Source organism: Bosea sp. (in: a-proteobacteria), assembly GCF_023953965.1.
In the GTDB taxonomy this organism is placed as follows: domain Bacteria; phylum Pseudomonadota; class Alphaproteobacteria; order Rhizobiales; family Beijerinckiaceae; genus Allobosea.
Window position 1 is genome coordinate 1086541 of record NZ_JAMLIX010000002.1, and the last position, 17690, is coordinate 1104230.

Consider the following 17690-nt stretch of genomic DNA (forward strand, 5'->3'; position numbering starts at 1 on the left):
GCCCTTCGCTTTTGTATGGGGCGGGGCCGGGCGACCGGCCCGCTCTTGTGTGGACAAGCGCGCAGAGCAAGGCGGGGCTGCACTGCGGGCGCTTAGCGAATCGAACCCGTGGCGATAGAGGTGCGCTCCCATGACGCGGTATGTATTCATCACCGGCGGCGTGGTGTCCTCGCTCGGCAAGGGTCTTGCTGCGGCGGCTCTCGCCGCCCTCCTGCAAGCGCGCGGCCACACGGTGCGCCTGCGCAAGCTCGATCCTTACCTCAACGTCGATCCGGGCACGATGAGCCCGTATCAGCACGGCGAGGTCTTCGTCACCGACGACGGCGCCGAGACCGATCTCGACCTCGGCCATTACGAGCGCTTCACCGGCCGGCCCTGCAACCGGGGCGACAACATCACCACCGGCCGCATCTACATGGACATCCTCACCAAGGAGCGGCGCGGCGACTATCTCGGCGCCACCATCCAGGTCGTCCCGCACGTCACCAACGCGATCAAGGAATTCGTCCTCACCGGCAACGAGGGCTACGACTTCACCCTGGTCGAGATCGGCGGCACGGTCGGCGACATCGAGAGCCTGCCCTTCCTCGAATCGATCCGCCAGATCAGCCAGCAACTGCCGCGCGGCCAGTGCATCTTCGTGCATCTGACGCTCCTGCCCTATATCCCGACCGCCGGCGAGCTGAAGACCAAGCCGACCCAGCATTCGGTCGCCGAGCTGCGCTCGATCGGCATCCAGCCCGACATCCTGCTCTGCCGCACCGACCGCGAGATCCCGCACGAGGAGCGCCGCAAGCTCGCGCTGTTCTGCAATGTGCGGGAGACCGCGGTGATCGAGGCCCGCGACGTCGCCTCGATCTACGACGTGCCGCTCTCCTACCATGCCGAGGGGCTCGACAACGAGGTGCTCGCCGCCTTCGGCATGGACGCCGGGCCCGAGCCGGACGTCTCCAACTGGCAGCGCATCTCCGAGCGCGTGAAGAACCCCGAGGGCGAGGTCACCATCGCCGTCGTCGGCAAATACACCGGCATGAAGGACGCCTATAAGTCCCTGATCGAGGCGCTGACCCATGGCGGCATCGCCAACAACGTCAAGGTCAACCTCGACTGGATCGAGTCGGAGGTGTTCGAGAAGGAGGACCCGGCCCCCTTCCTCGAGCATGTCGATGGCATCCTGGTGCCCGGCGGCTTCGGCCATCGCGGCGCCGAGGGCAAGATCAAGGCGGCGACCTTCGCCAGGCAGCGCAGGGTGCCGTATTTCGGCATCTGCTTCGGCATGCAGATGGCGGTGATCGAGGCGGCGCGCTCGCTCGCCGGCATCGAGGGCGCCAATTCGACCGAGTTCGGCCCGACGCCGGAGCCGGTCGTCGGCCTGATGACCGAATGGATGCGCGGCAACGAGCTGGAGGAGCGCGCGGCGAACGGCAATCTCGGCGGCACCATGCGGCTCGGCGCTTATGCCTCGACGCTCGCGGCCGGCTCGAAGATCGCCGGGATCTACGGCACGACCGAGATTTCCGAGCGCCACCGGCACCGCTACGAGGTCAATATGGGCTATCGCGAGCGGCTGGAAGCGAAGGGCATGCGCTTTTCCGGCCTGTCGCCGGACGGCCTCCTGCCCGAGACGGTCGAGTATCCGGACCACCCCTGGTTCATCGGCGTGCAGTATCACCCGGAGCTGAAATCGCGCCCCTTCGAGCCGCACCCGCTCTTCGCCAGCTTCATCGAGGCGGCCAAGGTCCAGAGCCGCCTGGTCTGAGGCCCGGTTGCCCTCCGGCTAAAAAGCGCTCTAGCTTTGGGCTCCGATACGCCCGTCGAAAGAGCCTGCCATGCCTGCACCAGCCTCAACGCCCCGCGGCCTCGACCATCTCGTCATCGGCGTCCGCGATCTCGACGCCGCCGGCAGCTTCTACGAGAAGCTCGGCTTCAGCGTCGGCGCCCGCAACCGCCATCCCTGGGGCACCGAGAACCGGATCGTGCAGTTCCCCGGCTCCTTCCTCGAGCTGATCGCGATCGCCGACGCAGCCGCCATCCCGCCGCATGGCGAGCGCCGCTTCTCCTTCGGCGCCTTCGTCCGCGAGGCGCTGGCCGGTCAGGGCGAGGGGCTGTCGATGCTGGTCCTGGAAAGCACCGACGCCAAGGCTGACGCCGCCACCTTCAAGGCGCTGGGCATCGGCGATTTCGAGCCCTTCTTCTTCGAGCGCCGGGGCAGGCGGCCGGACGGCAGCGATGTCCGCGTCGCCTTCGAGCTCGCCTTCGCCGCCGATCCGCGCGCGCCGGAATGCGGCTTCTTCGTCTGCCAGCAGCTCGAGCCGCAGAATTTCTGGAACCCGGAGTTCCAGCGGCATCCGAACGGGGCGAGCGCGCTCACCGCCGCCGTGATGCTGGCCGAGGAGCCCGCCTTCCACCGCGCCTTCCTGTCGGCTTTCAGCGGCGGCGCCGAGGTGCTGGAAGGCAATGAGGATTACGTGCTCGCCTTGCCGCGCGGGCGCATCGACGTGCTCGATCCCGAGGCGGCGCAGGGCGCCTATCATGTCGAGCCGGATACGACGCCGGCCCGCTTCCTCGGTTTCTGCGTCTCGGTGCCCGATCTCGATGCCGTGGCGGAGCGCCTGACCACGGCCGAGCTGCCGTTCCAGTGCAGCGACGAGCGGCTCTTCGTGCCGGCCGAGGCGGCCTTCGGCTGCATGGTGGCCTTCGAGCAGGGGTGAAGGGCCGGTCTCAGCCCTTCGCCTCCACCGGCGGCAGCGAGGCGAGCAGCCCGATCAGGGCGCGGTCGTGCAGCACGACCATGCGCTCCTTCGGCTTCAGCCAGATCGCCGCGTCCTCGACCGTCTCGGCATCGACGAGCTTGGCTTGGGCCACGGCGCGGTCCGGCTCGATCTCGCCGCGCCGGCGCGGCTGGCCAAAGGGCAGCATCAGCTCGTGCGCGTGGCGGAGTTCCGCATCGGCATGGAGCGCCCTGATGCCGTCGGCCTCGTCGAAGCCGGCCTGCTCGAACTCGGCCTGCAGTTCGTTGGCGCGCGTCGCGATCGCGGGCGGGGCGCCTTCCTCCGGCGTCAGCAAAAGCTTGCGGCTCTTCAGCCAGAGCCCGATGGCGAGCTGCCCCGAAGCCCAGGACAGCGGGATCGCCAGCACGAGGCCGACGATGGTTGGCGACATCCAGGCGAAGAGCGAGGTCGCGATCATGAAGGCCGAGAGGCCGGTGACGATGCCGAGCACGGTGTGCGTCCGGTGCCGGCGCACGATGTCCTGCAACGGGATGGAGCCGTCGTCGCGCCGCTGCGGGTTCCAGCCGGTGTCGCGCCCGAGCAGGATCTGGAAGACCGAGCCGGACTGGATCAGCATCATGATCGGCGCGAAGAAGGCCGAGAACAGGACCTCGATCAGTGCCGAGACGATCAGGCGGATCGCGCCGCCGCCGGCCCGCCTGAGCTTGCCGTTGAACAGCGTCAGGATGAGGCCGAACAGCTTCGGCGCCAGCAGGATCGCCATGGTCAGCGCGAACAGCCGCAAGGCGCGCTCGGGGTCGAAACGCGGCCAGACCGGGAAGAGCGTGAATTCCTGGGTGAAGTACTCCGGCCGCGCGTAGTTGACCTGCAGCACGATCAGGATGCCGACCACGAGCTGCATCAGCCACAGCGGCGAGGCGAGGTAGCCCATGATGCCGGTGGCGAAGTGCTGGCGCGTCGCCGTCACGAAGCCCTTGGCTCCCATGATCCGCGCATGCTGGAGATTGCCCTGGCACCAGCGCCGGTCGCGCACCGAGATGTCGATCAGCGAAGGCGGGCTCTCCTCATAGGAGCCCGTCAGGGTGGGCAGCATGTAGACCGACCAGCCGGCGCGGCGCATCAGCGCCGCCTCGACGAAGTCGTGGCTCAGCACATGCCCGCCGAAAGGCGGCTTGCCCTTCAGGTCCGGCAGGCCGCAATGATCGGCGAAGGCCTTGGTCCTGATGATGGCGTTGTGGCCCCAGTAATTGCCGTCGCGGCCGGACCACATGGCGAGCCCCGTCGCGATCACCGGCCCGTAGACGCGGGCGGCGAATTGCTGGAGCCGCGCGAAGAAGGTGTTGCGGTTGATGATCAGCGGCAGCGACTGGATGATGCCGGCATCGGGATCGGCCTCCATCGCGGCGGCGAGCCGCACGATGCAGGTGCCGGTCATCAGGCTGTCGGCGTCGAGCACGACCATGTGCTCGTAGAGCCCGCCCCAGCGCGTCACGAAATCGGCGATGTTGCCGGCCTTGCGGTGGTGGTTCTTCGGCCGGTGGCGATAGTAGACGCGGGCGTCCGGCCCCAGCCGCTCGCGCAGCGCCAGGAAGGCGCGCTCCTCCGCCACCCAGATATCCGGGTTGGTGGTGTCGGATACGACGAAATAGTCGAAATGCGCGCCCAGGCCCGTCGCCTCGACCGATTCGCGGATCGCCGCCACCGCCGCGAAGATGCGCGCCGAGGATTCGTTGTAGATCGGCATCACCACGACGGTGCGGTGCTTCAGGCTCTCGGCCCTCTCCGCCCGGCCGGCGCCGAAGAGCACGCCGAAGAAGCCGAGCAGCGCGCTGGTGAAGGCGAGCGCGATCCAGGAGAAGTTGATCGTGAACAGCACGAGCAGGGCGTACTGCAGCAAGGTCGTGCGGCTGACCGACACGACATGATACATCTCCCAGGCGCCGAAGCCGGTGAGCGCGAGCCCGCCGCCGAAGACGAAGAGGCGCTTCAGCCAGGGCGTCGTCCAGTTCCGCGGCGCGGCGGGGGCGCGGCGCTCCGACGCCTTCCAGCTGCGGAAGGACTGCACCGGCATGACGAGCGGCGCCTCGGGGGGCGTGGCCGGCTCGCGGGCGGCGCTGTAGCCGCGCGGCTCCGCTTCCAGGGCGTCGCGGCGGGCCACGCTCACCAGGTCCATCGGTTCAACCAGGTCTCGGAGACGGGCTCCTCGCCCGCGCGCAGGACGAGCCTCAGCTCCGACAGATTCTCGTTGCCGGGGTCGACCTCGAAGCCGACGCGCATCAGCTTGCGCTCAGGATAGGACCACAGCCTTATGCCGTGGACGGCGCCGGGCTGGGCCGTGATCGTCGCCCGCGTCGCGGCGACGAGGGCGGGATCGGCGAGCCTCTCGCCGGTGAAGTCGACGATGAAGCGCCGCCGGCGTCCCTGCGAGCCCTTGCCCTGCCGCGAGCGGACGGCGATCGCCAGCTCCGGGCGCTCCGGCGGCTGCCAGCACCAGGCCTGGCGATAGCTCAGCGCCGTCTCGCTGCCGGCCGCGAGCGGCTGCTTCGGCCGCCAGTACATGATGATGTTCTTGTTCGGCTCCGAATCGCTCGGGATCTCGATGAGCTGGACCGAGCCGGCACCCCAGTCGCCGAGGGGCTCGATCCAGATGCTCGGCCGGAGCTCGAAGCGCTGCTCGTCGTCCTGGAAGGCGGCGGGGTCGCGCTCGCGCTGCACCAGCCCGAAGCCCTTGGGGTTCTCGTCGACGAAGGAGGAGACCTGCAAGGTCGCCGGGTTGTTGACCGGCCGGTAGATCCATTCGCCCGCGCCCGAGCGCATCTGCACGCCGGAGACTTCGCCGATCGACGGCCTGATGTCGTCGAAGACGCGCCGGCTCTGCGGGCCCGACAGGAAGGTGGCGCTGGCGCAGCCGAAGCCGACATGATCCAGCGCCTGTCGCGCGAACAGCGTCATCTCGACGTCGACGAAGGTGACGTCGCCGGGCCTGAGCGTCATCCGCACGGCGCCGACGACGCTTTCGGAATCGAGCAGGCCGTGAATCACCAGCGAGCCGACCGCCGGGCTCGGCCTCTCGATCCAGAAGGCCCGGAAGAACGGCAGTTCCTCGCCGCGCGTCTCGCCGGGTCGCAGGATCAGCGCGCGCGCCATCGCCCCGAAGTTCTGGCCGCGCGCCAGGGCGCGGAAGAAGGTCCCGCCCTGGAAGACCGCGACCTCGAAGGGCCGCTCGAGCCCGGCCGTGATCCGCATGCCGGAGAATTGCAGGTCGAGATTGGCCGGAGGCGGCGCGACGCGCCCGTAATCGAACTTGCCGCGATCGAAGCCGATGCGACGCACCGTGCCCTCCTCGATCGTGAACAGGCTGACCGGATTGGAGAAGATATGGCCGCGATGCAGGGGCTCGACGGTGAAGCCGCGATTCTCGCCGGCCCAGACCGTGGCGCCCGGCTGCATCCGGATCGCGGCATATTGGTCGGCGGGCAGGGAAGCATAGCCTTCCGGCAGGTCGTTGGCGTTGAGCGCGATCATCGGGCGCTGAGCCAGAAGCCGCGCCACGTCGACCACGACCGCGGGATCGAAACGCTGTCCGTCCATGAGGGCGGGGATGTTGAAGGAGGCCGCGCCGGTCGGAGCCTGTGCGGCGCCGGGGCCCGCCAGCGAGAGCAGCAACGCGCCGCTGCCTGCCCCCTCCAGAAACTGCCTGCGATTCAAGGGTTTCGACATGGCATCCAAACTACGCGGGCGACGCCCTCGCCCTTCGCGCTTCTAGAGCATTTCCAGTTCGCGTGGAAAGCCTTATCCGTCGCGACGATGCCGGCATTTCGAATGATTGTGCCCTTTCGAAATCGCACCGATGCGGGCGCCGCGATCGAGGCTTTGGCAAAAGGCCGGCGGATCGGCTATCCACGCGCCTGTGATACGGGCATGCGCGAATGCGGCCGCGCCGTTCAGGCTCTGCAAGGGAAACGACAAAGATGACGGAAATGCAGCCGGCCCGGCCCTGTCTCGCGATCGTCCTGGCCGCCGGGGAAGGCACCCGCATGAAATCGCGGCGCCCGAAGGTGCTCCATCAGGTCGCCGGCCGCTCGCTCATCGGCCATGCGCTCGCATCGGTCTCGCAGGCCGGGGCGGACGCCGTCGCCGTCGTGATCTCCTCGGAGCGCCCCGAGGTCGGCGAGGAGGCGCGGCGCCTCGTGCCGCATGCCGAAATCGCGGTCCAGCACGAGCGCCGGGGCACGGCGCACGCGGCGCTTGCGGCAAAGGCCGCGATCGCGGCGGGCCATGACGACGTCATCGTCGCCTTCGCCGATACCCCGCTGGTGCGCCCGGAAACCTTCTCGGCGCTGCGCGCCGCATTGACCGGCGGCGCGGCCGTCGCCGTGCTCGGCTTCGAGGCGAGGGACCCGACCGGCTATGGCCGGCTCGTCGAGCAGGACGGACGCCTCGAGGCGATCGTCGAGCACAAGGACGCAACGCCCGGCCAGCGCGCCATCACGCTCTGCAATGCCGGGCTGATGGCGCTGTCCGGCCGGCATGCGCTGTCGATCCTGGAGGCGATCGGCGACGACAACGCCCAGCGCGAGTTCTACCTCACCGACGCGGTCGCGGTCGCCCGGGCGCGCGGCCTCGAGGCGGTCGTGCTGCGGGCGCCCGAAAGCGAGGTGCAGGGTGTCAACGACCGCGCGCAACTGGCTGCGGCGGAAGCGGAATTCCAGCGGCGCAAGCGCCTGGCCGTGATGCTCGGCGGCGCGACGCTGATCGCGCCGGAGACGGTGTTCTTCAGCTATGACACCGAGATCGGCGGCGATGTCGTGATCGAGCCGAACGTGGTCTTCGGGCCGGGCGTGCGCGTCGACGACGGCGCGGTGATCCACGCCTTCTCGCATCTGGAGGGGGCGACCGTCGGCGCTGGCGCCAGCGTCGGCCCCTATGGCCGCCTGCGGCCGGGGGCGCGGCTCGCCGAGAAGGCCAAGGTCGGCAATTTCGTCGAGGTGAAGGCGGCCGATATCGGCCCCGGCGCCAAGGTCAACCACCTGACCTATATCGGCGACGCCGCGATCGGGGCGGGCGCCAATATCGGCGCCGGCACGATCACCTGCAATTATGACGGCTTCGCCAAGTCGAGGACGACGATCGGCGAGGGCGCCTTCATCGGCTCGAATTCCGCGCTGGTCGCGCCGGTGACGATAGGGGCGGGCGCCTATGTCGGATCCGGCTCGGTCGTCACCCGCGACGTCGCGCCCGATGCGCTCGCCGTCGGCCGTGCCCGGCAGATCGAGCGGCAGGGCTGGGCGAAGAGCTTCCGCGAAGCAGCAGCAGCCCGCAAGGCCGCCAAGAAGGCGGCCGAATAGCGCGCAATCGCGACGGTCGGGGCAAGCCGCCGTTCACAGTTCGTCACGTAGATTGATTGGGCCTGCGCAGCTTTCGCGGCTATGCGCTTGGCCGGCAGCAACGGCTTTGAAGGGTTTTCTCATGTGCGGCATCGTCGGGATTCTGGGCAAGGAAGCAGTCGCGACGCAGGTCGTCGAGGCGCTGCGGCGGCTGGAATATCGCGGCTACGATTCCGCCGGCGTCGCGACGCTCGAGGGCGGCAAGCTCGCCCGTCGCCGCGCCGAGGGCAAGCTCAGGAACCTCGAGATCCGCCTGTCGAACGAGCCGCTCGCCGGCATGATCGGCATCGGCCACACCCGCTGGGCGACCCATGGCAAGCCCAACGAGACCAACGCCCATCCGCACGCGACGCCGAAGCTCGCGGTCGTCCATAACGGCATCATCGAGAATTTCCGCGAGCTGCGCGCCGAACTCGAAGGCGATGGCTACATCTTCGAAACCCAGACCGATACCGAGATCGTCGCCCATCTCGTCACCCGCGAGCTCGATCGCGGCAAGTCGCCGGTCGAGGCGGTGGCCTTAAGCCTGCCGCGCCTCAACGGCGCCTTCGCGCTCGCCTTCCTGTTCCAGGGCGAGGAAGATTTGCTGATCGGCGCCCGCAAGGGCTCGCCGCTGGCGGTCGGCATCGGAGAGGGCGAGATGTACCTCGGCTCGGACGCGCTGGCGCTCGCCCCCTTCACCAATCTCATCGCCTATCTGGAGGAGGGCGACTGGGTCGTGCTCCACCGCAAGGGCGCGACCTTCTACGACAGGAGCAACGCGCCGGTGGAGCGCCGCGCCCAGCGCGTCGCCGCCGGCGCCTTCCTGGTCGAGAAGGGCAATCACCGCCACTTCATGGCCAAGGAGATCTACGAGCAGCCGGAGGTCGTCGGCCATACGCTGACGCAGTATCTCGACATGGCCGAGGGCACGGTGCGCCTGCCCTTCGGGAGCGAGATCGACTGGAAGACGCTGTCGCGGCTCTCCGTCTCCGCCTGCGGCACCGCCTATTATGCCGGGCTGACGGCGAAATACTGGTTCGAGAAGCTCGCCCGCCTGCCGGTCGAGATCGATGTCGCCTCGGAGTTCCGCTACCGCGAGGCGCCGTTGCCGGACGACGGGCTCGCGCTCTTCGTCTCGCAATCGGGCGAGACCGCAGACACGCTGGCGAGCCTGCGCTATGCGAAGCGGGAGAAGCAGACCGTCCTCTCGGTCGTGAACGTGCCGACCTCCACCATCGCCCGCGAGAGCGACGCCGTCGCGCCGACGCTCGCCGGCCCCGAGATCGGCGTCGCCTCGACCAAGGCCTTCACCTGCCAGCTGACCGCGCTGGCGTGCCTGGCGCTCGCCGCCGGCCGCGGGCGCGGCACGCTGACGCCGCAGGAGGAGGCGGCCCATGTCGCCAGCCTGATCGCGCTGCCCGGCCTGATCGCCAGGGCGCTTACGCTCGAGCCGCAGATCGAGCAGCTCGCGCACAGGCTCTCACGGGCCAAGGACGTGCTCTATCTCGGGCGCGGCACGAGCTTCCCGCTCGCGCTGGAAGGCGCCTTGAAGCTAAAGGAAATCAGCTACATCCACGCAGAAGGTTATCCGGCGGGTGAACTGAAGCACGGCCCGATCGCGCTGATCGACGAGGACATGCCCGTCATCGTCGTCGCGCCCCATGACGCGCTGTTCGAGAAGACCGCCTCCAACATGCAGGAGGTCGCGGCGCGCGGCGGCCGCATCATCCTGATCACCGATGCGAAGGGTGCCGCCGCCGCCGGCATCGTGCCGGAGGCGACGATCGTGATGCCGGACATGGACCCGCTCTTCGCCCCGATCGTCTATGCGCTGCCGATCCAGATGATCGCCTACCAGACGGCCGTCTTCATGGGCAAGGACGTCGACCAGCCGCGCAACCTGGCGAAATCCGTCACGGTGGAGTGAGGCGAACGGGGCGTGTCAGGCTTCCGGCCGGCTCGCCACGTAGAAGCCTGAGCCGATCAGGCAGGCCGCGGTGACGACGAGCGCCACCGGCGGCGCGCCCGTGCGCGTCAGCAGGACGAAGCTCAGCACCATCGAGCCGCAGGCGACGTATTTGGCGCGCCGCGCGATGGCGCCGGTCTTGCGCCAGCGCAGCACATGCGGCCCGAGTTGCGGATGGCCGAGGAGCCAGGCCTCGAAGCGCGGCGAGGAGCGCGAGAAGCACCAGGCGGCGGCGATCAGGAAGATCGTGCCCGGCATCAGCGGCAGGATCACCCCGGCGATGCCGAGCGCGGTGAAGACCCAGCCCGCGGCGAACAGCAGCGGCCGCCAGGGGTGTCGCGGCTGGTCGTCCTCGCTCACGGCCTCGTCCCTGCTTGCCCGAATTGCGGGGTGGCGGATACAGCCGCCTCGCTTATCGTGTCATATCGCGGCCCGCGGAGGCGGCCGCAAGCGGGCGCGAGGTCGCGCCGCTGCTTTGGGAGAAACGATTGACCGCCGGCCCGCACGATCCCCGCCTGATTCTCGCGACCGACATCCTGCGCCCGACCTGGGGCGCGCGGCTGCGCCGCTATTTCCTGACCGGGCTCGTCATCGCCGCCCCCCTCGCCATCACCGCCTCGGTGACGTGGTGGTTCATCAACTTCATCGACGGGCTGGTGAAGCCGCTGATCCCGAGCTCCTACCTGCCCGATGCCTATCTGCCTTATCCGGTGCCCGGCTTCGGCCTCGTCATCGCGCTCGTAGGACTGACGCTCCTCGGCTTCCTCACGGCCAATCTCGTCGGCCGCTCGCTGATCGGCGCGGGCGAGGCGATCCTCGATCGCATGCCGGTGGTGCGCAGCCTCTACAAGGGCGTGAAGCAGGTCTTCGAGACGATCTTCTCGCAATCGGGCACCTCGTTCCGCAAGGTCGGCATGGTGCAGTTCCCGCAGCCGGGCATGTGGTCGATCGTCTTCATCGCGCAAGGAGCGGCGCCCGACATCGCCGGGCGCCTGCCGGATGGCGACGAGCAGGTCGGCGTCTTCCTGCCCTGCACGCCGAACCCGACCACGGGCTTCTTCTTCTATCTGCCGCGACGCGAGATCGTCGAGCTTGCGATCTCTGTCGAGGACGGCGCCAAGCTGATCATGTCGGCCGGGCTGATCCAGCCGGGCGAGCAGGGCGGAAAGCCGAAGCCGGAGTTGAAGCCGCCCGTCACCCCGCCCTGAGCAACCGGATCGCCACGTCCCGCTCGAACAGGTAGAGCAGCACCCGGATCGCCTCGCCGCGCGGCGTCTCCAGATGCGGGTCGCGCTCGATCAGCAGGCGGGCATCGTCGCGCGCCGCCGCCAGGAGGTCGCCGTCTGTCTCCGGCCGGGCGATGCGCCAGTCCGGCGAGCCCGACTGCCGGGTGCCGAGCACCTCGCCTTCGCCGCGCAGGCGCAGATCCTCCTCGGCGATGCGAAAACCGTCCTCGGTTTCGCGCATGATCGTCAGCCGCGCCTTGGCGATCGGGCCGAGCGGCCCTTTGTAGAGCAGGAGACAGGTCGAGGCGGCGGAACCCCGCCCGATCCGCCCGCGCAGCTGATGAAGCTGGGCAAGCCCGAAACGCTCGGCATGCTCGATCACCATGACGCTGGCATTGGGCACGTCGACGCCGACCTCGATCACCGTGGTCGAGACCAGGATGCGCGTCTGCCCCGCGACGAAGGCGGCCATGGCGGCGTCCTTCTCGCGGCCGGGCATCTGGCCGTGCAGCAGCCCGACCCTGGCGCCGAAGACCGCGCTCAGCGCCTCGAAACGCTCCTGCGCCGCCGCCAGGTCGAGCGTGTCGGATTCCTGCACCAGCGGGCAGACCCAATAGACCTGCTGGCCGCTCTCGACCGCCCGGCCGATGGCGCCGACGACCTCGTCGTAACGCTCGGAGGAGATGGCGCGGGTGACGATCGGCTTCCGCCCAGCCGGCTTCTCGGAGAGGATCGAGATGTCCATGTCGCCGAACCAGGTCAGCGAGAGCGTGCGCGGGATCGGCGTCGCGGTCATCACCAGGATGTCGACGGCCTCGCCCTTGGCGCCGAGCAGCAGGCGCTGATGCACGCCGAAACGGTGCTGCTCGTCGACGACGGCGAGCGCCAGATCGTGGAAGGCGACGCCTTCCTGGAACAGCGCATGGGTGCCGACGGCGATGTCGATCGATCCCTCGGCCAGCCCTTCGAGCACCTGCCGGCGGCCGGCGCCCTTCTCGCGCCCGGTCAGAAGCGCGAGCTTCAGCCCCGCCTTTTCCGCCAATGGCGCCAGCCGTTCGGCATGCTGGCGGGCGAGGATCTCGGTCGGCGCCATCAGCACCGATTGCCGTCCGGCCTCAGCGGCAGCCGCCATCGCCATCAGCGCCACCACGGTCTTGCCCGAGCCGACATCGCCTTGCAGCAGCCTGAGCATCCGCTCGGGCCTTGCCATGTCGCCATGGATGTCGGCGATCGCCTTGCGCTGGCCCTCGGTCAGCTCGAAGGGCAGGGCGGACTGGATGCGGAAGCGCAGGCCCCCGTCGCCGCTGGTGGCGCGCCCGGCGAGCTTCTTCTGCTGGCGGCGTACCAGCGCGAGCGCGATCTGGCTCGCCAGCAGCTCGTCATAGCCGACGCGCCGGCGCGCGACGGTGTCTCCCTCGGCCGCCTTGCGGTCGGCGGGGTGGTGCAGGGCCGCGATCGCCGCGCGGAAAGCGGGGAAATCGCTTTTGACGAGGAAGGCGAGGTCCTGCCATTCCGGCATCTCGGGGCAGCGCTCGGCCGCCGCCTGCGCGGTCCGCATCATCACGCGCGCGCCGATGCCCTCGGTCAGCGGATAGACCGGCTCGAAGGCGGGCAGGGTATCGGCCTGCGCGGGATCGAGGATGCGCTCGGGGTGCACCATCTGGCGCATGCCTTCCCAGAGCTCGAGCTTGCCGGAGATGATCCGGAACGCGCCGACCGGCAGGCTCTGCGCCAGATGGCGGGAATCGGCGTGGAAGAAGACGAGGGTGACGTCCCCGGTCTCGTCCTCGACGATGACGCGGTAGGGCGCCCTCTTGCCGGCAGGGGCTGGGCGGTGCTCCGCGACGCGCGCCGCGAAGGTCGCGACATCGCCGACCGGCGCCTCGGCGATCGAGGGGCTCGGCCGGCGGTCGACGGCGCCGCTCGGCAGATGGAACATCAGGTCGATGACGCGCGCCCCTTGCGTCTCGCTGCCGAGGAAGCGGTCCAGAACCTTGCCGAGCTTCGGCCCGACGCCGGGAAGCGTCGTGGCGGAAGCGAACAGCGGATCGAGGATCGAGGGGCGCAAGACGTCTCGGCGGTTTGTCGGAGCTACGAAGATCACGGTGGCTTCACCGCTGACTTCGCCGGGCTGCATCGCTATATAACCCGGCAAGGCAGGCTTCGCGACGGGGCCGGCCCCGTCGCCATTGCGGGTTTCCCCGGTTTTTCTTGCCCCAGCTTTTCGAGGTTCCCATGTCCGGCTCGACCCGCTCCAGCGCCGATCTCGATCCGCGCCGCCGCAAGGTTCTGTTCCGCGCCTGGCATCGCGGCATGCGCGAGATGGACCTGATCATGGGCCGCTTCGCCGACGACGCCATCGGCGGCTTCAGCGAAGCCGAGCTCGACGAGTTCGAGCGGCTGATCGAGGTGCCCGACCGCGACCTGCTCGGCTGGATCACCGGCGAGATCACGGTGCCGGAGAATTACGATTCGGAACTGTTCCGGCGGCTGAAGGCTTTCCACCGGCACGACAAGCCGATCCATGTGTAGCGGTTCGCCTGGTCCCTTCATCGTCATTCCGGGGCTTCGCACAACGAAGAACCCGGAACCCACGACCGGGTGAGCGGCCGCCAGCCGGACATAACATGTTTCACCCAGTCGTGGGTTCCGGGTTCGCGCCTGCGGCGCGCCCCGGAATGACGAGAGATAGTCAGAACTGAAACGCCCCGATGAGCATCCCACCCCCCTCCCAGATCGCCAAGCCCCAGCTCGACCGCCTGCTCGATGCGCTGAAGCGCGGCGACAAGCCGACGCTCGCCGGCGTGCCGGACGGCTTCGACGCCGTCATCCTCGCGGATCTCACCCGCGCCCGCGCCAAGAAGGCGGAAGGTCCGGCGCTGCTCGTCTTCATCGCCCGCGACGGCCAGCGCCTGCAGGTGCTGGAGAATGCGCTGCAATTCGTCGCGCCCGATCTCGAGGTGATGAGCTTCCCGGCCTGGGACTGCCAGCCTTATGACCGTGTCTCTCCCGCGCCTGCCATTGTGGCGCACCGGATGACGACGCTGTCGCGCCTCGCCAGGACGAAATCAGGCGAGCGGCCGCGCCTCTTGCTCACCACCGTCAACGCCGCGCTCCAGCGCGTGCCGGCTTTCGGCAAGGTGGCCTCGGAGAGCTTCTCGGCCGCGCCCGGCAACATGGTCGACACCGAGGAGCTGGCGCGCTGGCTCGACATCAACGGCTATCTGCGCTCGTCGACCGTGCGCGAGACCGGCGAATTCGCTGTGCGCGGCGGCATCGTCGACCTCTACCCGCCGGGCATGCCGGCGCCGATCCGGCTCGACTTCTTCGGCGACACGCTGGAATCGATCCGTACCTTCGATCCGGAGACGCAGCGCACCACCGGGCAGTTGCGCGGGCTCGACCTCGTGCCGATGTCCGAGGCGCAGATGACGAGCGAGAGCATCCGCCGCTTCCGCCAGTCCTATATCGCGACCTTCGGCACGCCCGGCCGCGACGACACGCTCTACGAAGCCGTCAGCGAGGGCCGCCGCCCGGCCGGGCTCGAACACTGGCTGCCGCTGCTGGCGGACAGGCTCGACACGCTCTTCACCTATCTGCCGGACGTGCCGCTGGTACTGGACCATCACGCGGAGGACGCCACGGCTGAGCGCATCAGCCTGATCAAGGACTATTACGACGCCCGCAAGGCGGCGCTCGACCAGCCGGGCGGGGCAGGGGGCGTCCCTTACAAGCCGCTGCCGCCGGACGCGCTCTATCTCTCGCCCGCCGACTGGCGCGGCATCGTCGACAATGCGGGTGTCGCGAGCCTGACCCCGTTCCAGCTTCCCGACAGCGAGGGCAAGCTGATCCTCGATCTCGGCGGCAAGCAGGGCCGCAGCTTCGCGGCCGAGCGCACGGCCGATGCCGGCGGCGTCTTCGATGCGGCCGTCGCCCATGTGAAGGCTCTGGAAGGCGAGGGCAAGCGCGTCATCCTCGCCGCCTGGTCGGAGGGCTCGCGCGAGCGCCTCGCGCATGTGCTGGCCGATCACGGCCTCAAGAGCGTGCAGATGACCGGCTCGCTGCGCGCCGCTTTCGACCTCAAGCCCGGCACGGTCGCGCTCGCGGTCTGGGGCTTCGAGACCGGCTTCGAGGCCGGACGCCTCGCCGTCATCGGCGAGCAGGACATCCTCGGCGACCGGCTCGTCCGCCCGCGCCGCAAGACGCGCCGGCCGCAGGATTTCATCGCGGAATTGTCGTCGCTCGCGCCCGGCGACATCGTCGTTCATGTCGACCACGGCATCGGCCGCTTCGTCGGCCTGCAATCGATCACGGCGGCAGGCGCGCCGCATGACTGCCTCGAAATCCATTATGCCGGCGATTCCAAGCTGTTCCTGCCGGTGGAGAACATCGAGCTTCTGTCGCGCTACGGCTCGGAGGACACCGAAGTCCAGCTCGACCGACTCGGCGGGGGCGGCTGGCAGGCGCGTAAAGCGCGGCTCAAGCAGCGCATCCGCGAGATGGCCGGCAAGCTCATCCAGATCGCGGCCGCGCGCGCGCTCAGGGATGCGCCGCGCCTCGTCCCGCCGGAAGGCGTCTATGACGAGTTCTGTGCCCGCTTCCCCTATGAGGAGACCGAGGATCAGCAGAACACCATCGATGCCGTGCTCGACGATCTCGCCGCCGGGCGCCCGATGGACCGGCTCGTCTGCGGCGATGTCGGCTTCGGCAAGACGGAGGTCGCGCTGCGCGCCGCGTTCACCGCCGCGCTCAACGGCAAGCAGGTCGCGGTCGTGGTGCCGACGACGCTGCTCGCCCGCCAGCACTACCGCAATTTCGCCGAGCGCTTCGCCGGCCTGCCGGTCAAGGTGGGGCAGGCGTCGCGCTTCGTAGGCAGCGCCGATCTCAAGGCGGTGAAGCAGGGCGCCCGCGACGGCACGATGGACATCGTCGTCGGCACCCATGCCCTGCTCGGCAAGGGCGTCGACTTCAAGGACCTGGGCCTCGTCATCGTCGACGAGGAGCAGCATTTCGGCGTCGCCCACAAGGAGAAGCTGAAGGAGCTGCGCGCCGAGGTGCACATGTTGACGCTGTCGGCGACGCCGATCCCGCGCACGCTCCAGCTCGCCATGACCGGCGTGCGCGAGCTCTCGATCATCGCGACGCCGCCGGTCGATCGCCTCGCGGTGCGCACCTTCGTCACGCCCTTCGACCCGCTGATCGTGCGCGAGGCGCTGCTGCGCGAGCGATACCGGGGAGGGCGGTCGTTCTACGTCGTGCCGCGCATCGAGGACATCGCGGATGTGAAGGACTTCCTCGACAAGCAGGTGCCGGAATGCAAGGTCGGCGTCGCCCACGGCCAGATGGCGGCGGGCTCCCTGGAAGACGTGATGAGCGCCTTCTATGACGGCCAGTACGACATTCTGCTTTCGACCACGATCGTCGAATCCGGCCTCGACATCCCGACCGCGAACACGCTGATCGTCCACCGCGCCGACATGTTCGGCCTGGCCCAGCTCTATCAGCTCCGGGGCCGTGTCGGCCGCTCGAAGACGCGCGCCTATGCGCTCTTCACCGTGCCGGCCAACCGCAAGCTGACCGAGCAGGCCGACAAGCGGCTGAAGGTGCTGCAATCGCTCGACACGCTCGGCGCCGGCTTCCAGCTCGCCAGCCACGATCTCGATATCAGAGGCGCCGGCAACCTGCTTGGCGACGAGCAGTCCGGCCATATCAAGGAGGTCGGCTACGAGCTCTACCAGCAGATGCTGGAGGAGGCGGTGGCGGCGCTGAAGGCCGGCATCGAGTTCGAGACCGAGACGCAATGGTCGCCGTCGATCCAGGTCGGCGCGCCGGTGATGATCCCGGAGCATTACGTCGCCGACCTGACGTTGAGGCTGACGCTCTACAAGCGCCTCTCGACCATGGACGACAACGCCGAGCTGCAATCCTTCGGCGCCGAACTCGTCGATCGTTTCGGCCCGCTGCCCGAGGAGGTCGACCAGCTCCTGGAGATCGTCGCGATCAAGGCCCTGTGCAAGCGCGCCAATGTCGAGAAGGTCGAGGCCGGGCCGAAGGGCATCATCGTCGCTTTCCGCGGCAACGAATTCGCCAATCCGGAGGGGCTCGTCTCTTACGTCGCCAGGCAGGGCACGCTGGCCAAGGTGCGCCCCGACATGCGCGTCGTCTTCATCGACGATTTCGCCACGGTCGACGAGCGGCTCAAGGCGACACGCCGGCTTCTGACCGATCTCGCCCGCATCGCGGAGCGGAAGAAGGCCGCTTGAGCGGCCTTCGCGTCCACCTCGTCGTCATTGCGAGCGCAGCGACGGTGGAGCAGGGTCGAAAGCCGCGAGGATATGATTCGCATAAGCTATATTATGGAACTTATTCTGATGGGAACGTCCGCCGGGATCTCTGC

General features: G+C 68.8%; 11 protein-coding genes. 7 read left to right on the top strand and 4 right to left on the bottom strand.

Annotated features, from left to right (window positions below; translation table 11 throughout):
• Positions 1-130: 130 nt before the first annotated feature.
• Positions 131-1759 (top strand): CTP synthase, encoded by a 1629-nt coding sequence (locus M9917_RS20260; protein ID WP_297256770.1) that lies wholly within the window; start codon positions 131-133, stop codon positions 1757-1759.
• 70 nt (positions 1760-1829) lie between these two features.
• A complete protein-coding gene (locus tag M9917_RS20265; RefSeq protein WP_297256772.1) occupies positions 1830-2711 on the top strand; it encodes a VOC family protein in 882 nt (293 codons plus the stop codon).
• Positions 2712-2721: 10 nt separating this feature from the next.
• On the opposite strand, the gene mdoH is transcribed toward M9917_RS20265, so the two are convergent.
• Positions 2722-4905 carry a glucans biosynthesis glucosyltransferase MdoH gene (mdoH, locus tag M9917_RS20270; protein WP_465246394.1) on the bottom strand — a complete coding sequence of 728 codons (2184 nt, stop codon included), beginning with the start codon at positions 4903-4905 and terminating at the stop codon, positions 2722-2724.
• Positions 4893-6452 carry an OpgD/OpgG family glucan biosynthesis protein gene (locus M9917_RS20275; RefSeq protein WP_297256774.1) on the bottom strand — a complete coding sequence of 520 codons (1560 nt, stop codon included), beginning with the start codon at positions 6450-6452 and terminating at the stop codon, positions 4893-4895. Before M9917_RS20275 ends, mdoH begins: the two co-directional genes overlap by 13 nt.
• A 260-nt stretch (positions 6453-6712) precedes the next feature.
• On the opposite strand from M9917_RS20275, the gene glmU reads away from it, so the two are divergent.
• Entirely contained in the window at positions 6713-8080 is a 1368-nt protein-coding gene (gene glmU, locus M9917_RS20280) for a bifunctional UDP-N-acetylglucosamine diphosphorylase/glucosamine-1-phosphate N-acetyltransferase GlmU (protein ID WP_465246409.1), read from the top strand.
• A 121-nt stretch (positions 8081-8201) separates the two neighbouring features.
• On the top strand, positions 8202-10028 hold the full coding sequence (glmS, locus tag M9917_RS20285; RefSeq protein WP_297256777.1) for a glutamine--fructose-6-phosphate transaminase (isomerizing): 1827 nt from the start codon (positions 8202-8204) through the stop codon (positions 10026-10028).
• Between the two features lie 15 nt (positions 10029-10043).
• Here the strand turns inward: glmS and M9917_RS20290 are convergent, their stop codons facing one another.
• Positions 10044-10427: a YbaN family protein gene (locus M9917_RS20290; protein ID WP_297256779.1), complete on the bottom strand. Its 384-nt coding sequence runs from the start codon at positions 10425-10427 to the stop codon at positions 10044-10046.
• A 155-nt stretch (positions 10428-10582) separates the two neighbouring features.
• Between M9917_RS20290 and M9917_RS20295 the strand changes: the two genes are divergently transcribed.
• A complete protein-coding gene (locus M9917_RS20295; RefSeq protein ID WP_297257136.1) occupies positions 10583-11275 on the top strand; it encodes a DUF502 domain-containing protein in 693 nt (230 codons plus the stop codon).
• Here M9917_RS20295 and recG read toward each other — a convergent pair.
• Complete coding sequence (gene recG / locus M9917_RS20300; RefSeq protein WP_297256781.1) at positions 11262-13361, bottom strand: ATP-dependent DNA helicase RecG; 2100 nt, start codon at positions 13359-13361, stop codon at positions 11262-11264. The genes M9917_RS20295 and recG overlap by 14 nt on opposite strands.
• A 167-nt stretch (positions 13362-13528) precedes the next feature.
• Here recG and M9917_RS20305 point away from each other — a divergent pair, with 167 nt between their 5' ends.
• Positions 13529-13825 carry an FAD assembly factor SdhE gene (locus tag M9917_RS20305; RefSeq protein ID WP_297256783.1) on the top strand — a complete coding sequence of 99 codons (297 nt, stop codon included), beginning with the start codon at positions 13529-13531 and terminating at the stop codon, positions 13823-13825.
• Positions 13826-14004: 179 nt separating this feature from the next.
• Positions 14005-17556 (top strand): transcription-repair coupling factor, encoded by a 3552-nt coding sequence (mfd, locus tag M9917_RS20310; protein ID WP_297256785.1) that lies wholly within the window; start codon positions 14005-14007, stop codon positions 17554-17556.
• Positions 17557-17690: the final 134 nt, after the last annotated feature.

What these genes read in the sequence shown, in the direction of transcription:
- M9917_RS20260 (WP_297256770.1), top strand. Translation starts at nt 131, where the DNA reads ATGACGCGGTATGTATTCATCACCGGCGGCGTGGTGTCCTCGCTCGGC.
- M9917_RS20265 (WP_297256772.1), top strand. Translation starts at nt 1,830, where the DNA reads ATGCCTGCACCAGCCTCAACGCCCCGCGGCCTCGACCATCTCGTCATC.
- mdoH (WP_465246394.1), bottom strand. Translation starts at nt 4,905, where the DNA reads ATGGACCTGGTGAGCGTGGCCCGCCGCGACGCCCTGGAAGCGGAGCCG.
- M9917_RS20275 (WP_297256774.1), bottom strand. Translation starts at nt 6,452, where the DNA reads ATGTCGAAACCCTTGAATCGCAGGCAGTTTCTGGAGGGGGCAGGCAGC.
- glmU (WP_465246409.1), top strand. Translation starts at nt 6,713, where the DNA reads ATGCAGCCGGCCCGGCCCTGTCTCGCGATCGTCCTGGCCGCCGGGGAA.
- glmS (WP_297256777.1), top strand. Translation starts at nt 8,202, where the DNA reads ATGTGCGGCATCGTCGGGATTCTGGGCAAGGAAGCAGTCGCGACGCAG.
- M9917_RS20305 (WP_297256783.1), top strand. Translation starts at nt 13,529, where the DNA reads ATGTCCGGCTCGACCCGCTCCAGCGCCGATCTCGATCCGCGCCGCCGC.
- mfd (WP_297256785.1), top strand. Translation starts at nt 14,005, where the DNA reads ATGAGCATCCCACCCCCCTCCCAGATCGCCAAGCCCCAGCTCGACCGC.